Here is a 19,712-nt window from a genome sequence, read left to right as displayed (position 1 = left end):
TTTAAACTAGCTCTTTTTTACTTTACGTATAATTGTTGATTTGGATAAATCAGCTCTTGCTGCAGCCCATTTTTTTCTTTAATGTCCTTAACTGACATACTAAATTTCCTTGCAATACTAACTAAAGTATCCCCTTTTTGCACGACATATAACGATGAAGAAACGACTTCATTTCTTTGTTCATGTAATACAAGCAATGGATTCATCGCATTCTTTTTCGCCATCGTCCATCTTCCTTGATGAACTTCTAAATGTAAGTGTGCACCTCGTGATTCTCCTGTATTTCCTACTTCTCCAATTATTTCTCCTTTTGAAATATAATCCCCTTGAACTACATATCTCTTATTTAAATGTGCATATACAGCCTCATATTCTCCATGTTTAATAAATACAACGTTTCCATAACTACTTGAATAATAAGACTTTGTTACCTTACCTTCTTGAATAGCTGCCACAGGCGCGCCAATCGGTGCCGCTATATCTATACCGTAGTGTTTTCCGTTCCTTGTCCCAAAATAATCACTTATCTGCCCTTCAACAGGCCATGTCCATCGATTTCCCTCTGCGTACACATGTAATTGAGATAAAAACAATACCATCAATAACATGACGCCACATTTTAACACTTTCATATACATCCTCCGTTTTCTAATTAACACCATACCTCCTCTATTTTGGTATATTACAGAAAAAAGTATACAAAAAAAGAAAGTGGATTACTCCACTTCCTTCTCTTTTTTGTCACGAAAAACGATTGCACTGCGATTATACTCCACATCTTGTACTTGTAATCGAGCGTTTATTACTCTAGCTACCGCAAACAAATAATCAGATAATCTATTTACATACTTTAGAACAACTTCATTTATTTCCCCTTCTTTTTGCAAGGACACTACACATCGTTCTGCTCGCCTTACAACTGTACGCGCAATATGAATAGCAGCAGCCGACTCGCTACCACCTGGTAAAATAAAACGCTCTAACGGCGGTGCTTCTTCTATATACGAATCAATCCTTATTTCCAAGTTTTCGACCATTTCAATCGTTACTTTATAAGGAATTTTCCCCTCTACTATCGCCAAGTCGCTCCCACAATCAAATAGTTCATGTTGAATATTTTCAAGTTCATTGTAAATATCTCCAAAAGACCCGCCTTGTAGCTTCGTCATCGCGTATCCAATATGAGAATTTGCCTCATCTATCGTGCCATATGCTTCAACCCGGATATTATCTTTATCCACTCTGCCGCCTATTACACTTGTTGTCCCTTTATCTCCTGTTTTCGTGTATAATTTCATCGTTTCACGACACCCCTCTTATTATTCTTCATTCGACCAAGATAGAAAAAAAGTTCTACTATTATTTATTTAATTGATTTTACAAAAAAATAAAAAACAGTAGAACTTTATTCATTATCAACTTTAAAAACACATATTTAAATTATACGATTTGGTAAATATACAGAAAATGTAGTTCCCTCTCCAACAACACTTGAAACAGCAATTTTACCATCATGGCCTTGCACAATATTTTTTGCAATCGCAAGCCCGAGCCCTGTTCCACCTTTTTTTCCACGTGTTCTTGCTTTATCAGCTTTGTAGAAACGATCAAATAAAAATGGAATATCTTCTTCGGGAATGCCAGCACCCGAATCTTGTACTTCAAAAGTAAGACCATTATTTTTCGTATCAATTACAAGCGTTACATGTCCACCTGCATTCGTATGACGAATTGCGTTATCAATTAAATTCGTCAATACTTGTTCCATACGATCTGCATCAAATGGGTATTGCTCAATTGGATTTTGGAAATCAACCGTTAATGCGACTTCTTTATCCTTTGCAATCCCTTGGAATTTACGACCTATTTTTTCAACGAACGGATGAATATCTACTTCACCTATATGTAACTCTACATTACCACTTTCCATACGTGCTAAATCTAATAATTCATTTACAAGTTTGCCTAAACGAACGGATTCGTCATAAATGATTTGAAAAAATTCATTAATTTCCTCTTTCGTTTGCACAATATCATCTAAAATCGCTTCACTATACCCTTGAAGCATTACCATCGGTGTACGAAGTTCATGTGATACGTTCGCAATAAAGTCTTGACGCATCTTCTCGAGACGGCGTTCTTCCGTCATATCACGTAATACAGCTACAGCCCCACGAATTTTCGTTTGGTTGTAAAGCGGCGTCATAAGAACTACATAGTTCCCTTTTTGCAAATTAATTTCAACCACTTGTTGTTGTTCGCTTTCTACAACGAGATGGAATAGTTCAACAAGTTCAGAAGGTAGTTTTTTACTGAGCTCTACTTCCTTTTCCTCTTGCCAAACTTGTAAGAAATGCTCAGCCGGCGGATTAATGACAACGACTTCACCTTCTTGATTTAACGTAATAACCCCATCTGCCATACTACTTAAAATACTAGCTAACTGTTCTTTCTCTTGCTGCAGAGCATTCATATTAAACTTCAACTGTTTTCCCATTTGATTTAAGGCCGTTGCAAGCTCACCAATCTCGTCCTGAGATACCATAGGAGCTTTCGCATCAAACTTCCCACGCGCCACCTCAAAAGCAACTTCACGCATTTTACGGAGTGGTGCTGTAATTCGAGTAGACAAGAAGAATGCAAAGAACGTTGTTAATATAATCGCAATTCCTGCTGATAAGAATATAAAATCAGTTGTTCTCTCCATACCTTGTATCGGTACTTGTAAAGATTCGTATACGAACACTGCACTTTGATTTTTTGACTGCACTGGTTTTCCGACAATCATAATATCATTTTCAGTGTTTTTATTTTTTCTACTATTAGAGGCTTTTCTAATGTTATTCTTAATTTCTTTTTTGTCTGTAAAAACAGCCGCCAATTCTTTATCTTCTTTCAAATCATCCATTGTAAGAGTGACTAACCCTTCTTGTTTCGGCGAAGATGATATTTCTTTACCATCTTCTACAATAATGATCCTTGAAAGTGGATCAGAAAATTTGTACGCGATATTCTCAATCGTTTTTACATCAGCACCTTCTTCAATTAACTCTGAAACACTTGTTGCAACTTTTTGAAGCCTAGCTTCACTCATATCAACATAATATGTTCTAAAAAACTGTGAAAGTAAAATCGCAACAAATCCAAGCACAAACGAAACGAGAAGTAATATGGTCATCCATAACTTCCCTACTACACTTCTCCAAAGCATCAGTCGTTCACAACCTCAAACTTGTAACCTACGCCCCAAACGGTAACAATCATCTTCGCAGCATCTGGTGATTTTTTGCTTAACTTCTCACGTAAACGCTTTACATGCGTATCAACTGTACGTAAATCTCCGAAGAATTCATATTGCCATACTTCTTTTAACAATTGCTCACGATCAAATACCTTATCAGGCGCTTTCGCTAAGAATAATAGTAATTCGTACTCTTTCGGTGTTAAGTTCACTTCATTCCCATCTGCTGTAACACGGTGTGCATCGTTATCAATTGTTAAATGTGGGAACACAGTAACATCTTTTGTCGTTGTATCTTGTGTAAAGAATGTCGTCGGTACAGAACGGCGTAAGACCGCTTTCACACGAAGCACTACTTCACGTGGGCTAAATGGTTTCACAATATAATCATCAGTTCCTACCTCAAACCCTTGTACTCGGTTTACTTCTTCACCCTTTGCTGTCAACATAATAATTGGCGTCGCTTTCTTCTCACGAACCCCTTTACACACTTCAATACCATCTTTACCAGGCATCATAAGATCTAATAGGATCAAATCGTAATCATTTTGCAGTGCCATTTCTAAAGCTGTATCACCATTGTCCGCTTCTTCAATTGTGTATTGTTCTCTCTCTAAATACATTTTCAACAAACGACGAATACGATCCTCATCGTCTACAATTAAAATTCTTGATTCATTTTCCATTTCTACCCGTTGCGTACTTTTACCACAACGGTTTACACCTACCCTTCTATACTATTATGTTGCGCTATTCTCGTTTATTTAAGCAATCTTCTAAATGTTTCACTTTCCATATTATGCTTCACAAGAATAATAAAGTTTGTTCAATTCTTTTCCAAAACTATGTATTTTTTTTGAACAGTATATAATGTCCTCGACATCATTTTACAAAATCAACCGCTACTTTGTCATGTTTTTCTCAAAAAAGAAGAAAAGTTGACAAAAATAAAATAGGAAAGTGACATACACTCTCCTATTTTATTTCTCTATGCGTATGAATGTAAACCCGCGATAATTAAGTTTACTACAATAAAGTTAAACATAATGATTGCAAAACCAATTACCGCTAACCACGCAGACTTCTCTCCGTGCCATCCTTTTGATAAACGTAAATGTAATACCGCAGCATAAAAGAGCCAAGTAATAAGCGCCCAAACCTCTTTCGGATCCCACCCCCAAAAGCGTGTCCACGCTATTTGAGCCCAAATCATGGCGAAAATTAATGCACCTAATGTGAAAACTGGGAATCCAATTGCAATAGAACGATATCCTATTTCATCTAACAAATCGCTGTTCGTATTTTTCACTAACGGCTGAAGTGCCGCTGATACTCGTTTACGTAAAATTAGCCTTAATACGATATAGAGTAACGTTCCAACCAATACTGACCAAATAACAGTATTTAATTTTTTCGCATTTACAATCGCTGGAACTTCAACTGTCGGCTCTAATTTATTTTCTGTCAGCAACTTCCCTTCATGCGGCCCTACTAAAGCCGGAAGATTGTACTTCATTTCCACTTGTTGTTCATTTTTATCAACCCATTGAAACTTCGCTTCATACTTCATACTAGAAAATACCGTTGTCACTCCAATAAACCCAACTGTACACACAAGTGTGAACACGACCGTTTCTAACCAAAATGTACGTTTGCTTCTCGTTGATTGATCTACATTTTTCAATAAATACATAACGCCCGTAATAAAACTAATCGCTAAGATCGCTTGTCCTGCTGCTGCAGTCGTCACGTGAATGTGTAACCAATTACTTTTTAAAGATGGAATAAGCGGGGATATTTCCCGCGGAAACATACTCGCGTAGGCGATTAATAAAAGCGCAACTGGTAATGCAAAGAGTCCGATTATACTTACGCGGTACATAAAATACATGACAATAAATGCTCCGACAAGCATCATACCGAAAAACGTACCGAACTCAAAAAAGTTACTAACTGGTGCATGTCCTGAAGCAATCCATCTTGTAACAAAATATACTGTTTGTGCAATAAACCCTAAAATTGTAATCGTTATTCCTACATTTGCCCATTTATGACCCTTTTCTTTAATTGCTCCCCCGAAAAATAGAGTGGCAATTAAATATAAAATAAATGCGGTAAAGAGAAAGTTACTACTTATTTGCACCATATCGTTTCCCCACCTTAACTAATTTTTTTATCCACTACTTTATCATTTGGTTGCGGAATTGCTGTACCTTCTATTACTCTTTCAATATCTTTCTTTAAACCGAACCAATTTTTATTCGTATGTCCTGCAATCCACCATTCATCATTAACGCGTTGTATCCAAATACGGCGATGATTCCAATACATTCCTTGAATCACACCAACCATAAATATAAATCCTCCAATACCGAGAATCCAAAGCGTTAAATCTTTCCTTACAGTAAGTGCTGTTGCATTTTGCATTTCCACACCTGCAAATGACATTTTATATTTGTTATTCCCATCAGCTTCTATATTTTGCTGTATACCAACAAAACTCACTTCACCATCTGGTGTTTCAGGCGTAAACATTTTAAACACAAATGCAGGGTTGTTTGGTAATTTCGTTTTTGTATTTGGTCTTCCATTCTCGTCAAAATAAAAATCCGGGAAATAGCTTAATAGTTCTAAAGAATAACCATTTCCTAAATCGAATTTTTCTGTAGGATTCGTTAAATCAACTTTGACCGGACCCCACTTTTGATTATTTTCTTTTTTTTGCAAGTTAAAAGACATGCTTTTAAATTCACTTTCTTTGTAATCCACTTGATAAACAGCAAATTGATCAAATTTCATCGGCTCATTTACTCGGATTTCCGCTTCTTTTACTTTTTCCAATTTCGGTTTTTGTCCTGCTATATTTTCACCGACCACTTTATATAATACAGCATTCGTTTGGAAGTTTTTCGCAATCATCTTATCGCCTACACGATCAATCGCTTCATCAAAAACTTCTTTGTCCTTACTTTTATCATAAACTTCCTTTATAAACTTCTCATTTTTTAAATAGTATTGCCCATCCGTTCCTGGTATTTCTTTCGTTTCACCATCACGTAACCAAAGTGCTTCATCTACGTACATACTCGGTAAAAAACGGAGCATTGCACCAAATAAAAAGATAATGAGACCGATATGATTCACATATGGACCCCATCGTGAAAAGCGTCCCTTTTCAGCTAAAATATTCCCATCTTCCACTTTCACATTATATTTCGTTTTCTTTAAATTCATTTGCACTCTTTCCAAATCACCATCTTGCGGTGTACCAGTGCCATATAACCTTTGTCTCTTTAAAAAGCTAGGGTGCCTTTTCACCCCTTGTTTCTTTAATGCTTTATAAAGCGGAATGACACGATCCAAGCTACATATCACAAGTGAAATACCAATTGAAGCAATTAAAATCATATACCACCATGAACCGTATAAATTATTAAACCCTAATTGATAGTATAATTGCCCTAAAAATCCGTATTCTTGCTTATAATATTCAGCAGGTGCAACCCCTGGAGTTATGTACATTTCTTGCGGAAAAATAGTTCCTATCGCTGATGCAGCTAAAGTAATTACAATGAGCCATACACCCACTTTTACAGAAGAGAAAAAACTCCAAATTTTATCGACTATCGTTTTTGTTTGCGTGAGAGATCTTCGAGCACTCCCCTCATAGCGCATATCCAATAGTTTTATATTTTCATTGCTTTCAAACGGTTTCCCGCAAGCTTCACAAAAAACAGTTCCTATTGGATTCACATGTCCACATTCACACTTAATTTCTTTCAACACTCTCACCGCCTCTGTATCTATATGTACTATTGTATATTCTAACCTCAAGTTACCGCAATACTCAGAATCTTCAAACCAGAGGCGCTATAAGGACGCACCTCTTATGTAAAGGCTTACTTTATTACGGAGTAATTTTCTTTAAATATCCCTCTAACTGTTCTTTCGTTTGTTCACCTATAATTTGTTCGACTACTTTTCCATCTTTATCAATTAGAAAGCTTGTCGGTAATGGTCCTACCCCATATGTACCTATAATTTTTTGGCCTTTATCAATGGCAACTGGGAATTTCAAATCATATTGTTTCACAAAGTTCTTAACAGCAATATCTGTTTCATCTGCATCTAACGCAATGATTTCTACGCCTTTTTCTTTATACTTTGGATATAATTCGTTCATATAAGGCATTTCTTTCTCACAAGGTTTACACCAAGTACCCCAAAAGTTTAAAAATACACCTTTTCCCTTTAGATCTTTTAGTTCAATTTTCTTTCCTTCTAAATCTGTCACAATAAAGTTAGGTGCTTCTTTTCCAATTTGCATTTTCTCTTTATCAGCAAAGAATCCTTGATAAAGGGTAAACCCTACAGCACCGCTTAAAATGAGCAGAATAATAACGCGAAATAATAAGCGATTTTTTTTCATACTGTCTCCCCTCTCTTCGACGAGTGATGCATATATGTATTTTTTAATAAATCACCAGCGGAGCATTCCACTGGTGAAAGTTTCACAATATTGATTAGCGAGGCTTTGTAGAAGCCAATGCACGTAATTGTTTCACCTCATGTGGTGTCAATTCTCTCGCATCACCAGGTCGCAGGCTTCCTACTTCTAAGAAAGCATAGCGTTCACGCTTTAGTTTCACTACTTTACAATCTAACGCTTCAAACATACGACGTACTTGACGATTACGTCCTTCATGAATTGTTAATTGTACAATCGCCATTTCTTTACGCTTGTCCCAAGAAATAATCTTCACACGCGCTGGTGCTGTTTTCCCGTCTTCTAACGTCACACCACGTTCTAACATACGAATTTTCTCACCTGTTAGTGGACCTTTTATTTTTGCAACATATGTTTTTTCAACTTTATATCTAGGATGCATTAATACATTTGCGAAGTCCCCATCGTTTGTCATTAATAATACGCCAGACGTATCATAATCTAAGCGTCCGATTGGGAATAAACGTTGTGTAATTTCCGGGAAAAAGTCTGTTACAACATTTCTTCCTTTATCATCTGATACACTTGAAATTACGCCAGTTGGTTTATATAGTAAAAAATAAACAGGTTCTTCTTTTTCAAGAGGGATGTTATTTACTTCTACTTTATCTTGAGGAGTTACTTTCGTTCCTAACTCCTTCACTATTTTTCCGTTAACTTTCACTTTTCCTTGCTGAATTAATTCCTCAGCCTTTCTTCTCGATGCAATACCTGCTTGCGCAATCACTTTTTGTAATCGTTCCATTTCTTTTTTTCACCTCGAATTTATCTTACCTTACATTAGAAAGACTTGGCAACCGCATACGCTTAACGGCTTTTCGCTTCATCTTACTTAAACAACATAGCGATGATAATAAACATATAAAGGTCAAATCATGTTTTTACCTTTTATTATTGTCCATATTCTTTATATTGCTCACAATAAAAGTTCATCATTTTGTCAAAAATACCGCATAAAAAAACCACTATTAAGCAACACCTTAATAGTGGTCGTATACGTATTATAAGCGAAATAGCATAAAAAATGAATAGTATTACTTAAACATTAAAGAAACAAACACAATTGAACAAATAATTCCGATCAAATCGGCAAAAAGTCCTACTTTTAATGCATCTCCCATTTTTCTAATTCCAACAGCTCCGAAGTATACTGTTAAAATATAAAAAGTCGTATCTGTACTTCCTTGCATCGTAGAAGCTAACCTTCCAATAAACGAGTCTGGTCCATATGTAGCAATTAAATCGGTCGTTATACTTAAACCAGCAGAACCTGAAATAGGGCGTATAAGTGCTAGCGGAACAATTTCTGCTGGGACATGAATTAAATCTAACATCGGCTTCATTACTGATATCATAGCATCTAATGCACCTGAAGCTCGAAATATAGAAATAGATACGAGCATCCCAACCATAAACGGTAAAATGGAGATTGCAATTTGAATTCCTTCTTTTCCTCCCTCAACGAATGATTCATAGGTTGGCACTTTCTTAATCGTTCCATATAAAAGGATAAAACCAATTACACAAGGGATTACCCATAATGAAATTGTATTTACAATGCTCATTTTTTCCGCCCCTTCCTACTCCTTCTTCGGTAAAAATAGCGGTCAATCCAAATCGCTCCGATCATAGAGAGTACTTGTGCAATAAATGTTACCCCAACAATTTCAGTTGGATTCGCTGATTCATACGTCATTCGAATTGAAATTACAGTAGTAGGAATTAAAGTAATTGCTGATGTATTTAACGCGAGAAACGTCACCATAGAGCGGCTCGCCGAATCCTTTCCTCCATTTAACTCTTTCAATTGTTCCATCGCTTTAATACCAAGAGGGGTCGCTGCATTACCTAATCCAAAAAAGTTCGCCATCATATTTGATAGAATAAATCCCATTGACGGATGATCTTTCGGTATTTCTGGAAACAACCTTTTTACGATCGGCATAAAAAGTGACACTAACTTTTTTAACAACCCTGCTTCCTCTGCAATTTTCATTAAACCGAGCCAAAATACTAAAACACTAATGAGTCCTATACAAATTGTTACTGCATCTTTTGCCCCGTCAAATACAGCTTTATTTATTGCTTCCATCGTTCCATTTATCATGGCATATACAATCCCTATGACTGCCATCGCTACCCATACGAGATTAACCATCGCTACCAACACCTATCATATGAGAAAAGATTTCTTTCACATTATTCCAATACATTCCCGTTGTAGCTACTAACTTTCGTTTACTATAAAACAAATTTCGTTCTCCAACTTTCTCATTGCCAACATAAATTTCTGTCTTCCCAACCTTTACGCCATCCTTAAGTTTTGCACTTTTATCAAGTTCAACTTTTAATACGACATTCTTTCTTTCCTGCTCAGTTAATGGCACCGCAAAACTATTTTTTGTATAAACATGATTGGCATATTTCTTTTCAGTTATCTCAGCAAGAGCTCCTTGCCCTACAACATTTGTTTGCTTGAAATGCTCAAAACCTTTATCAAATAAATTCATATGATCATCCCAATCACTAGAAGCGCTCAACGTTACGACAATTAGATCTAGTCCATCTTTTGATGCTGTTGTAACAAGCGTCCGTCCTGCTTTCTTCGTAAAACCTGTTTTTCCTCCTGTTGCAAATTCATAATACGACGTCACGAGTTTATGTTTGTTTTTCCACGGATAATCCCATGAATCTGATTTATACGTTTTTGTCCCAAAAATCTTCTTAAAGGTTTCGTTCCCCATTGCATACTTCGTTAAAAGCGCCATATCATAAGCAGACGAATAATGAGAGCCATCTCCATCCAAGCCATGTGGGTTTGAAAAGTGCGTATCTTTCATTCCAATTTGTTTCGCCTTTTCATTCATTAAATATACGAACCCTTCTATACTCCCTCCTACATTTTCAGCAATCACTTGTGCTGCATCATTACCAGATCTAAGCATGAGTCCGTATACTAAATCCTCTAACTTCACTTTCTGCCCAGGCTTTAAATAAATTGCTGAACCTTCTACTCTCACTGCTTCATTACTAACCGATACCATTTCTTTCATTTTGCCTGATTCAGCAGCTAACAAGGCCGTCATAATTTTTGTTATACTAGCAATCTTTTGTGGCTCATGTTCTGCTTTTCCGTATAATACACGACCTGACTCTTGCTCCATTAATACAGCATTTCGAGCACTAACATTACTGTTCATCTTTGCATATGTAGGAATTGGCATAACGCTTGCGTACATAATAAGAAGCGTTATGATTACACAAATTCGTCTCATATTTCCCCCCACGTCCTTTTGGCACTTTTTGTACAAGTGTATGCTTGGCCTTTTAAAATATGAACGAAATCTCCTTCTCCTTCCAATAAAAAAGACGCAGAAAACCTGCGTCTAATACGGTGTCCATTCAATTTGTTTTGCACTTTCAAATCTTTTTTCGACATCAGGCCAATTTACAACATTCCACCAATTTTTTATATATTCATCTTTACGATTTTGGTATTGTAAATAATACGCATGTTCCCACACGTCTAATACAAGGAGCGGTATCGTATCCCATTGTGTAAATAATTGATGAAGTGTACTCTGCAAAATTTCTAACCTTCCAGATCGTGGCACCCAAACGAGAATCGCCCATCCTGAACCTTCCACTTTAGAAGCTGCTTCTGTGAAATGTTTTTGAAAACGCAAGAAACTTCCAAAATCTTGTTCAATCCGGTGTGAAAGAGCCCCTCTTGGACTTCCGCCGCCACCTTTTTTCATGTTATTCCAAAATATTGTGTGCAGGTAATGACCTGATCCATGAAAAGCAGCTTCTCTTTCCCAATGCTTAATTAAATCAAATTGATTTGTTTTTCTCGCTTCTTCCATCATCTTCTCTGCTTTATTTAATCCTTCTACGTAACTACGATGATGTTTATCGTGGTGTAACATCATAATTTCTCTAGAAATATACGGTTCTAACGCATTATACGGATACGGTAATGGTGGGAGTGTATGTCCTCCAATTGGAACAGCTCGTTCACTATCCCCTCTTTCACATAGTTCATATTCCTCTTCTCCCTGCATAAATACTTCTTGCAAATGATGCTGAATATGTTCTACATCGTCACTTATTTCATACATAAACTCTGCATCTGTGTCGTACTCATGTTCTTTCATACGGTCTAATAACATTTGGATTTTATAAGCAAGCATATGGACATCATACACTTCCGTTGCACGGCTATCTAATACGTGAAGAACACTTTCACACCAGCTTTCTACTTCATGAAAGTAATCTGTAAATACACCTTGCTGACTCATGTTACACCCCCTTAATACTATCCCCTTAAATATATTCAAAGGAAATCTCTTATATAACTGTACAAAAGGAAAAGAAGCTAAGTCCCCTCAGCTTCTTTTTCGCAATTAATATTTGTGTAACATCTTTGTTTGGTAATCCGTCTCATAATATTCTAGTTCTTCACGCATCAATTGAAATTTACCTTCTAAACTCTTCATCACTTGCTCTACAGAAGCTGGTGGCGTTTGTTGAAAAACGATAGAGTTTTTTCCCGTATAGGCAGAGCGACTATTTTCATACCAATGATCACTCTTTGGTGAGAAAAACTCTGCAATTACTTGGTGATAAATTTTATATAAAATTTTTTCAGCTGCTGTTTTTCGAAATGGCTGGCTATTTAACAAAACAAAACATGCATCATGTCCTTCTTCACAAAAAACGAGAAGGCGTCTCATTGATGCTAATAACCCTTTATAATATTGCTCGTTCCCTGCTGGTGTCTCTTCTAATAAAGAAGGCAACGTATGATAATTTACATAATTGGTTATCAGTGTAATAACATCATCTAAAAACATAGAAACCTGTTCTGTTTGATTTTCAACCATCAGATTAGACATTTTTTTCTCTCCTTTGCCATTTCACGCTATTTCTACTCTTTTATTTTTATGTAATTCAGCTAATATTTCTTGTACTTTCACCACTGTTCCTTCATCAAAATATTGTTGGAATTCTTCTATATTATTTAAATATAAACGTTTTCGCATGCGATGCTCTTTCTCTTTCACTAAACAACATATGGCTACAATATCCCGTAAATATATGTCTTGTTCTTCTACTTTACATACTGGATTCCCTTCAAAAGGAGTAATTTCTTGTAAAATTTCTTCAAAATATCGAACGTATAAAACGGAAAAAGTTCTCTCTTTATTATTTAATATATATGTCACTTCAGATCTATTAAAGAAATCTTCTGATGTATTAGGTTTTGCTTTCTCTAACTCATATCCCGCATAACCTACTATAATCATCTACTTCCCCTCTCTTCCTTCTTTCAATTTATTTTAACTTAATTTTCTGACAAACGAAATACTCTTTTAAATATAAACCTTATAAAAAATAGCTTCTCTATACAGGAATTTACCTTTTTATTTTTCTTGAAGTTTGTCATAATAATATTATTGTCTCAGTTTTCTTATACAAGGAGAGTTGTATTTATGTCGTTTTCATGGAAACGTTTCTTACAAATCGGGAAAATTATCTTCCCATTTGTTGTATTAACAATTGTATTCTTTCAAGCAAAAAAAGAATTAGCAGGCATTTCTTTTTTAGAAGCAATCGATACAATTAAAAACATTCCAACCGGAGGAGTCTTTTTAGCAATTACACTTGGCGCATTTGCCGTATCAACCATGTTCTTTTATGACTATGTTATGCTTCGTTATTTAAAAGCTGATATACCCGTCCAAAAGATTTTCCGCATCTCATGGATTGCTAATACTTTAAATGGATTTATTGGATTTGGTGGTCTCGTTGGAGCTGGTGTACGCACAATGCTTTATCGTCCATACATAAAAGAAAATGGCAAACTTATTAAAAGTATCGCTTGGATGACAACTGCTTTTATTAACGGATTAGCCATCCTTTCATTCCTCGGTCTTATCGGAATATTAGACACAAGTTTTATTTTGCATGAAAAACCGTGGCTATGGCCTGTTCTTATCTTTTTCGCTCTTTTCGTCCCTATATATATCGGATTTTCTAAACTAAAAAATAGAAAAACAAAGCAAACCGAAGGACAAGAAGAAGGACAAGAAGAAGGAGAAGAAGAGAAAAACCCAACTGTATTATACTCATTAGTTTCATTAGTCGAGTGGATATCTGCTGGTATTGTTATGTACGTCATATTAATATTATTTGGCATCGATATCGAATTTCAAAAGTTTTTGGGTGTATATGTAATTGCTGCTTTAGCTGGCGTTGTTAGCCTTGTACCTGGTGGACTTGGGTCATTTGACCTTGTCTTTTTAACTGGACTCGGACAATACGGCATTGATACAGGCGTATTACTACCTGCTATGTTATTATATCGCCTCGTCTATTACATTTTACCTTTCTGCCTTGGTCTTATTTTTGCAGCTTTTGAAATGACAGGCGTGGCCATTAAAAAGTTTGAAGATAAACCTTTTATTGCGCCTGCATTAGAAACAACTGGTGTTATATGGACTTTGCAGCGTGACTTTTTAGGAAAGCTTGGTTCATGGGCATCTGCTGCTTTAACAGTATTTGCTGGCTTAATGGTTATTTTATCGACCATTCTACCTACTAGTGTAAACCGAGCACACGCCTTACATATTCTAGCTCCAAAACATCTTATTCAATTTTCTTTTAGCTTATCACTAACATTTGGTATTCTCCTGTTAATCCTTTCGCGAGGGATATATTATGGAACAAAACGTTCTTACTATATGACGATTATTTCTTTAATCGGAGCAGCCATCTTTAATACGCTAAAAGGGATTGATATTGAAGAAACGTTTATTTTATTAATTGTACTCGCTGTATTATATATGCTTCGCAAGAGATTTGTACGCGAGAAAATGGAAGTCTCACTTTCTGATATTGTAAAAGTTTTTATATTCTTACTTATAACTTTATATTTATATAAAAACTTAGGTATTTTATTTGCAGGTGCAAAAGAAGCTTTTAAACCTGATTTTGTCGTTCGTAATATTACACAAGTGAAACGAAGTGCATTAGCAGCTGCCTTTTTCGTTCCTACTTTTTTACTGATTGGCTCACTCATTGCCAATCGTTATCGAAATGAATTTCCCGGGCAACCAGCTAATGATAAAAGATTACAAAATTTTTTAGATGAACATGATGGAAATGTACTTAGTCATTTAGGATTTTTAGGAGATAAACAATTCTTCTTCAGTAGTGATGGAAAAGCGCTCCTTCTCTTCTCTATAACTGGAAAACGTCTTGTTGTGCTAGGTGATCCAATTGGTGATCCTTCCTCCTACCGTACTGTGTTACAAGAGTTTTTAGCTGAGGCTGATCGATTTGGATACATTTGTGTATTCTACCAAATAGAAAGTAAATGGATGAGTTTATATCATGATTTTGGTTACAACTTCTTTAAGCTTGGTGAAGAAGCTGTCGTTGATTTAAATACATTTACAATAACAGGAAAAAAACGCGCCGGCATGCGAGCGACTTTCAACCGTTTTGAAAGAGAAGGCTATACATTCTCTATTCACCAGCCACCATTCTCAGACGAACTATATGAAGAGTTAAAAAAAGTTTCAGATGCATGGCTTGGCGGTAAAAAAGAGAAAGGTTTTTCACTCGGATACTTTGATCGTGAATATATTAGCCGAGCACCTATCGCTACATTATCTGATTCGGATGGAAAAATCATCGCATTTACAACCTTTATGCCCGTATACCAAGACGGATCATTGTCTGTTGATTTAATGCGATATTATCCTGATGCACCTAGCGGCATTATGGATGCAATTTTTATTCACCTATTCCAGTGGGCAAAAGAAAATGAATACCATTCCTTTAATATTGGTATGGCACCACTTTCAAATGTAGGTTTATCGACACAGTCTTTCTGGTCTGAACGGGTTGCTGCTGCCATCTTTAATAATGTTCGTTATACGTATAGTTTCAGCGGGTTACGACATTTTAAAGAAAAATATAAACCAGCATGGAGTGGTAAATATTTAGCATTTAGAAAGAATCATTCTTTACCCATTACCATGCTCTCTGTAACAAAATTAATAGGAAAAAGAAAAAACAGCTAAACATTTAGCTGTTTTTTCTTTTTTGAACTTGTACAATAAATTCTTTTTCATATTTCTTACCATTTATATAGAAATCTCCCCATATTTTATACGTTCCTTCAGCAGGAAATGTAATACGATATTGTACTTGCTCATCTGTATCAACAGGGATTGCATATAAAAAGTTTTCTCTCGTTTCGTCCACGATATAGAGCGCCTCCACTTCTCCTCTCTCTGCATGTAATTTCAATTTCTCACCCTTTTTCGCTTGAAATTGAAATGTTAACGTCACTGGCTCATTCGGATGCAGTGCACCAAATAAAAGAGAAACTTCATACTCCCCTATTTTTTTTGTAAGTACACTATCGATTGGAAATTTTACTTTTTTCTTATTTTCCTCGTCCATTTCCTTCCCAAAATCTTTCTTCGCAAATGATTGCACAGACTTATTTTTGTCTTCATATAAAAATATTGTATATCTTTCATCTTTCGCTATTTTAGAAGATACTTTATATGATCCATTCCCTGCAAATGTAGGCTTCATTTGTTGTACATGCTTTAATTGTCCGTCCACAATAACTGCCCGAATTTGATCATTCACACCACGAACTTCGCTATTTTTATTATTTAATAATTGAAACAAAATATCTGCTTTCCCATTTCCTTTTCCATTTGACACATCCCATTTTACTTCCTGAACATCACCTACAGCCCCTGTCGTTTCTTGATACTTTTTTATGTAAAATCCGCCTACTACAACAAATAGCAAAGCAACGAGTCCAATGACAAGATTTTTCAAAACATCACCTACCATTTTTATTGTCTCTGTTCATACAAAACTTCTTACTTATATATTCTAGATTGTGATTTATGAAATCCTCCTGTTTTGCACATATTACAAATAGTCAACTACCCCCACTGAGATAAAACATTTCAGTGGGGGCTTGAGTTAGAACACTAGGTCTTTTCATCTATCGCTAGACAGTTGACGCTCTAGCATCCATGCTACCTTATGGTAACACCCCAAGTATGTTTTTGGTTGGTACTGGCAACGAACTATCGTTTTCTCACTTGCACCACCCTTTCGAAAAAGAGCAGTTCTTCCTTATGAAAGAAGCCACCACTCAGATGAATCTGGCGTGTACTACAAGCCCCGACAAGCCGGGTACACATGGATGGTTGACACACCCACTAAGCTATGCGCAAAGTAACAGCCTTACGTTTTTGCACTTCTAATAGAATCGGCGTTTTTACTTTGAGATTGCCATCCAATTCTACAACTTGTGATTTTTGCAATGTATTCAGCGCACCATTAATATCCGCATGAATACATGTTCCTGCTTTACTTTGATACAGACCACGAGTGATTCGTTTGCCGCTAAAATAATATTGGGCTCTATTATCCTTAGACCAAACTGGAACCGGATCTTTGTCTAGGAAACTGGCTTTTGAAGTATAGCTTTCTTCTTGTTTGAAAAATCGGATACCTTCTTTTATACATTTATTCTCAATTGCTGCAATCAGTTTATGGAACGGGATTTGAACAAACTTTTGATTATTCTTTTTCCCCATATGAGAGTTTTGTTTCCAACCAGCGTTATACCCTACAACAATCGTATCTATATCGAATTCTTTCACTTTTTTGAACAATAGGCCTACCGTTTGTGAAATATAACCATTTATTTGTCGTTCTCGTTTATGCCAAAGTGCGGCCATTCTATTCGTTACAATACGTTTTGAAATTCCATTGTCCATATTTTTCTGTTGGAGGTTACATATCATTTTGTTGAAGTATTGATTTATGGATTTTAGTTTTTTTCCATCAATTAAGAAGGCATCACCTGTATTGGTTACGCAACTTACTAATCTATCTACACCTAAATCGCAACTCAAAGCGTTACTCGTAGTCATGGATTGTTGCTTCATTTGAGAAACGTGCATTTCATATGTATAATGCACCTCAAAGAACCGACCTTTTTGCTTCGGTACAATCTCAATGTAGGAGATGTTTTTATTTCTTAAGTTTTTAGGCATACGTATTTTAATGGAACCGAATTTTTTTCTGAATGCAACACTCATCGGAATCATCCAAAACCCGTTCTCATCCACTTTTGGAACTTGATAGATTTCAATAATTCGTTTGTCGGTGGAATGAGAATAATTTGGAAACTTCGGACGACCTGTGAACTTCTCAGGATTTTTCTTCCACTGTTCCAATGCTTTAAAAAAGCTCTTCACTTCTGTAAACAAGGCTCTACGAATCGCTTGAACAGAGTTTGATTGAATCCCCCAGTAGTTCATATCGGCTTGCATGGCAGTGTCCACTTCTTTTACAGTAGCCATTTTATTGTGCTTCAAATAACTTTGTTTCATCGTGTACAACCCAACATTTCGCAATGCTTTTGAACTATGTGACATGCGCTGAAGTAAACGAAATTCTTGTGCAGTCAGGCAAGCTCGTCCGATATTTTGCTTCTGCGTGAAACGTCGCAGCGTTTCTCTTTTCTTTTGTTTCCGTAATACTTTCACTGCTTTCTTTTTAGCCATTGTTTTCACCACCTTTCTTAAAGAATTAACTTATTCATTCCTTTTGGTGCAAGTAACAAAACGATTATAATTATCCAATTTCGTTATCTTAAGATATATTCCCTCCTTATTTCCGACATATTGTAAGACAAAAAGAAACAAACATTCCCCCTGGGAAAATTGTTATAAGCGAAACAAAAGAGTTCAGCCTTATTGACTGACGGCAATTCATCTCCACCTGAATTGTTGGGTTTCACCCGTAACACAAATCAGATGGAGTCTTCTTGCCGAAAAGGATAAAAAGATTTTAATTAAAAGGATTCGTAGTGTATAATGCAAATGATATTGATTTCTATCAATACATTATAAGGAGGACTTTTCATGAGTGTACATATTGAAGCAAAACAAGGCGAAATCGCTGAATCTATTCTATTACCTGGTGATCCATTACGTGCAAAATATATCGCTGAAACATTTCTAGAGGACGTTACATGCTATAATAACGTGCGTGGCATGTTAGGTTTCACTGGAACTTATAAAGGAAAACGTGTATCTGTTCAAGGTACAGGTATGGGTGTTCCTTCTATCTCTATTTATGTAAACGAATTAATCCAAAGCTACGGAGTTAAAAATTTAATTCGCGTTGGAACTTGCGGTGCCATTCAAAAAGACGTAAAAGTACGTGACGTTATTATTGCAATGACAGCTTGTACGGATTCTAATATGAACCGTTTAACATTCCCAGGTTTTGATTTTGCACCAGCTGCAAACTTCGACCTTCTAAAGAAAGCTTACGATGCTGGAACTGAAAAAGGCTTACACGTTCGTGTTGGTAACGTTTTAACAGCAGATGTATTTTACCGCGAAAGCATGGACATGGTTAAAAAGCTTGGAGATTACGGTGTACTAGCAGTAGAAATGGAAACAACTGCTCTTTATACATTAGCAGCGAAATACGGTGTAAATGCGTTATCTGTATTAACAGTAAGCGATCACATCTTCACTGGTGAAGAAACAACTTCTGAAGAACGTCAAACTACATTTAACGAAATGATTGAAATCGCTTTAGATGCAGCGATTCAACAATAATACATTAAAGAACTCGTCATACGTCTGTCGAGTTCTTTTTATGTGACTTTTTATTAAAAACTACTTTCGGAAGAGACAGATTTTCTCCTCTACTTTTTTGTACCATTTGTTATAATAAAGAAATCATTTACAGTATTTCTCACAAGAGGTGACGCAGTGAAAAACAGAAGTATCGTCTTTAAACTATTTTTATTAACATCGACATTATTTACAATCATATTCCTCCTTTTTTTCTTAGGACAATCTCTATTTTTAGAGAAATTTTATATTAATAAAA

The 19,712-nt window shown here is 35.9% G+C and carries 18 protein-coding genes; 2 read left to right on the top strand and 16 right to left on the bottom strand.

The annotated features are described in order from the left end of the window. Window positions 1–17: 17 nt before the first annotated feature. The 14 genes from KI369_RS19580 to KI369_RS19515 all read right to left on the bottom strand — a co-directional run bounded on the left by KI369_RS19580 (window position 18) and on the right by KI369_RS19515 (window position 13,057). The gene (locus tag KI369_RS19580) at window positions 18–632 is read right to left on the bottom strand and encodes a peptidoglycan DD-metalloendopeptidase family protein (RefSeq protein WP_212957062.1); all 615 of its coding nucleotides are present in this window, start codon (window positions 630–632) and stop codon (window positions 18–20) included. 84 nt (window positions 633–716) lie between these two features. Beyond that, window positions 717–1,298: a cob(I)yrinic acid a,c-diamide adenosyltransferase gene (locus KI369_RS19575; RefSeq protein WP_212957061.1), complete on the bottom strand. Its 582-nt coding sequence runs from the start codon at window positions 1,296–1,298 to the stop codon at window positions 717–719. Window positions 1,299–1,435: 137 nt separating this feature from the next. After that, window positions 1,436–3,211: a sensor histidine kinase ResE gene (resE, locus tag KI369_RS19570; RefSeq protein WP_212957060.1), complete on the bottom strand. Its 1,776-nt coding sequence runs from the start codon at window positions 3,209–3,211 to the stop codon at window positions 1,436–1,438. Next, on the bottom strand, window positions 3,211–3,927 hold the full coding sequence (resD, locus tag KI369_RS19565) for a DNA-binding response regulator ResD (protein WP_000426862.1): 717 nt from the start codon (window positions 3,925–3,927) through the stop codon (window positions 3,211–3,213). Before resD ends, resE begins: the two co-directional genes overlap by 1 nt. A gap of 302 nt (window positions 3,928–4,229) precedes the next feature. Continuing rightward, window positions 4,230–5,387, bottom strand: coding sequence for a cytochrome c biogenesis protein ResC (gene resC / locus KI369_RS19560; protein WP_000250092.1), 1,158 nt, complete (start codon window positions 5,385–5,387; stop codon window positions 4,230–4,232). Between the two features lie 14 nt (window positions 5,388–5,401). Beyond that, window positions 5,402–7,027, bottom strand: a complete 1,626-nt coding sequence (gene resB, locus KI369_RS19555) for a cytochrome c biogenesis protein ResB (RefSeq protein ID WP_212957059.1) — start codon at window positions 7,025–7,027, stop codon at window positions 5,402–5,404. Between the two features lie 121 nt (window positions 7,028–7,148). Further along, window positions 7,149–7,670 (bottom strand): thiol-disulfide oxidoreductase ResA, encoded by a 522-nt coding sequence (gene resA, locus KI369_RS19550; protein ID WP_212957058.1) that lies wholly within the window; start codon window positions 7,668–7,670, stop codon window positions 7,149–7,151. Window positions 7,671–7,764: 94 nt separating this feature from the next. Continuing rightward, window positions 7,765–8,493, bottom strand: coding sequence for a 23S rRNA pseudouridine(2605) synthase RluB (rluB, locus tag KI369_RS19545; protein ID WP_060630153.1), 729 nt, complete (start codon window positions 8,491–8,493; stop codon window positions 7,765–7,767). A gap of 289 nt (window positions 8,494–8,782) precedes the next feature. Next, window positions 8,783–9,313, bottom strand: coding sequence for a spore maturation protein SpmB (gene spmB, locus KI369_RS19540; RefSeq protein ID WP_000029511.1), 531 nt, complete (start codon window positions 9,311–9,313; stop codon window positions 8,783–8,785). Next, a complete protein-coding gene (gene spmA / locus KI369_RS19535) occupies window positions 9,310–9,906 on the bottom strand; it encodes a spore maturation protein SpmA (protein ID WP_000247806.1) in 597 nt (198 codons plus the stop codon). Before spmA ends, spmB begins: the two co-directional genes overlap by 4 nt. After that, entirely contained in the window at window positions 9,899–11,023 is a 1,125-nt protein-coding gene (gene dacB / locus KI369_RS19530) for a D-alanyl-D-alanine carboxypeptidase family protein (RefSeq protein ID WP_212957057.1), read from the bottom strand. Before dacB ends, spmA begins: the two co-directional genes overlap by 8 nt. 111 nt (window positions 11,024–11,134) lie before the next feature. After that, a complete protein-coding gene (locus KI369_RS19525; RefSeq protein WP_212957056.1) occupies window positions 11,135–12,049 on the bottom strand; it encodes a superoxide dismutase in 915 nt (304 codons plus the stop codon). Between the two features lie 105 nt (window positions 12,050–12,154). Next, window positions 12,155–12,646, bottom strand: coding sequence for a YpuI family protein (locus tag KI369_RS19520; RefSeq protein ID WP_144610526.1), 492 nt, complete (start codon window positions 12,644–12,646; stop codon window positions 12,155–12,157). Window positions 12,647–12,667: 21 nt separating this feature from the next. Then, window positions 12,668–13,057: a hypothetical protein gene (locus tag KI369_RS19515; protein ID WP_212957055.1), complete on the bottom strand. Its 390-nt coding sequence runs from the start codon at window positions 13,055–13,057 to the stop codon at window positions 12,668–12,670. Window positions 13,058–13,243: 186 nt separating this feature from the next. Between KI369_RS19515 and mprF the strand changes: the two genes are divergently transcribed. Next, complete coding sequence (gene mprF, locus KI369_RS19510) at window positions 13,244–15,841, top strand: bifunctional lysylphosphatidylglycerol flippase/synthetase MprF (protein ID WP_212957054.1); 2,598 nt, start codon at window positions 13,244–13,246, stop codon at window positions 15,839–15,841. A 4-nt stretch (window positions 15,842–15,845) separates the two neighbouring features. Here the strand turns inward: mprF and KI369_RS19505 are convergent, their stop codons facing one another. Together KI369_RS19505 and KI369_RS19500 are read right to left on the bottom strand one after the other, a co-directional pair. Then, on the bottom strand, window positions 15,846–16,634 hold the full coding sequence (locus tag KI369_RS19505; RefSeq protein ID WP_212957053.1) for a DUF8832 domain-containing protein: 789 nt from the start codon (window positions 16,632–16,634) through the stop codon (window positions 15,846–15,848). A 377-nt stretch (window positions 16,635–17,011) separates the two neighbouring features. Next, window positions 17,012–18,367, bottom strand: coding sequence for an RNA-guided endonuclease TnpB family protein (locus KI369_RS19500; protein ID WP_212957052.1), 1,356 nt, complete (start codon window positions 18,365–18,367; stop codon window positions 17,012–17,014). A gap of 360 nt (window positions 18,368–18,727) precedes the next feature. On the opposite strand from KI369_RS19500, the gene deoD reads away from it, so the two are divergent. Beyond that, window positions 18,728–19,435 carry a purine-nucleoside phosphorylase gene (gene deoD, locus KI369_RS19495; protein WP_000110707.1) on the top strand — a complete coding sequence of 236 codons (708 nt, stop codon included), beginning with the start codon at window positions 18,728–18,730 and terminating at the stop codon, window positions 19,433–19,435. Window positions 19,436–19,712 lie beyond the last annotated feature (277 nt).

Origin of the sequence: Bacillus sanguinis, from assembly GCF_018332475.1 — a bacterium.
GTDB lineage: Bacteria > Bacillota > Bacilli > Bacillales > Bacillaceae_G > Bacillus_A > Bacillus_A sanguinis.
Note: the sequence above shows the minus strand (reverse complement) of the source record. Positions and strands in the feature narration are given on the sequence as shown.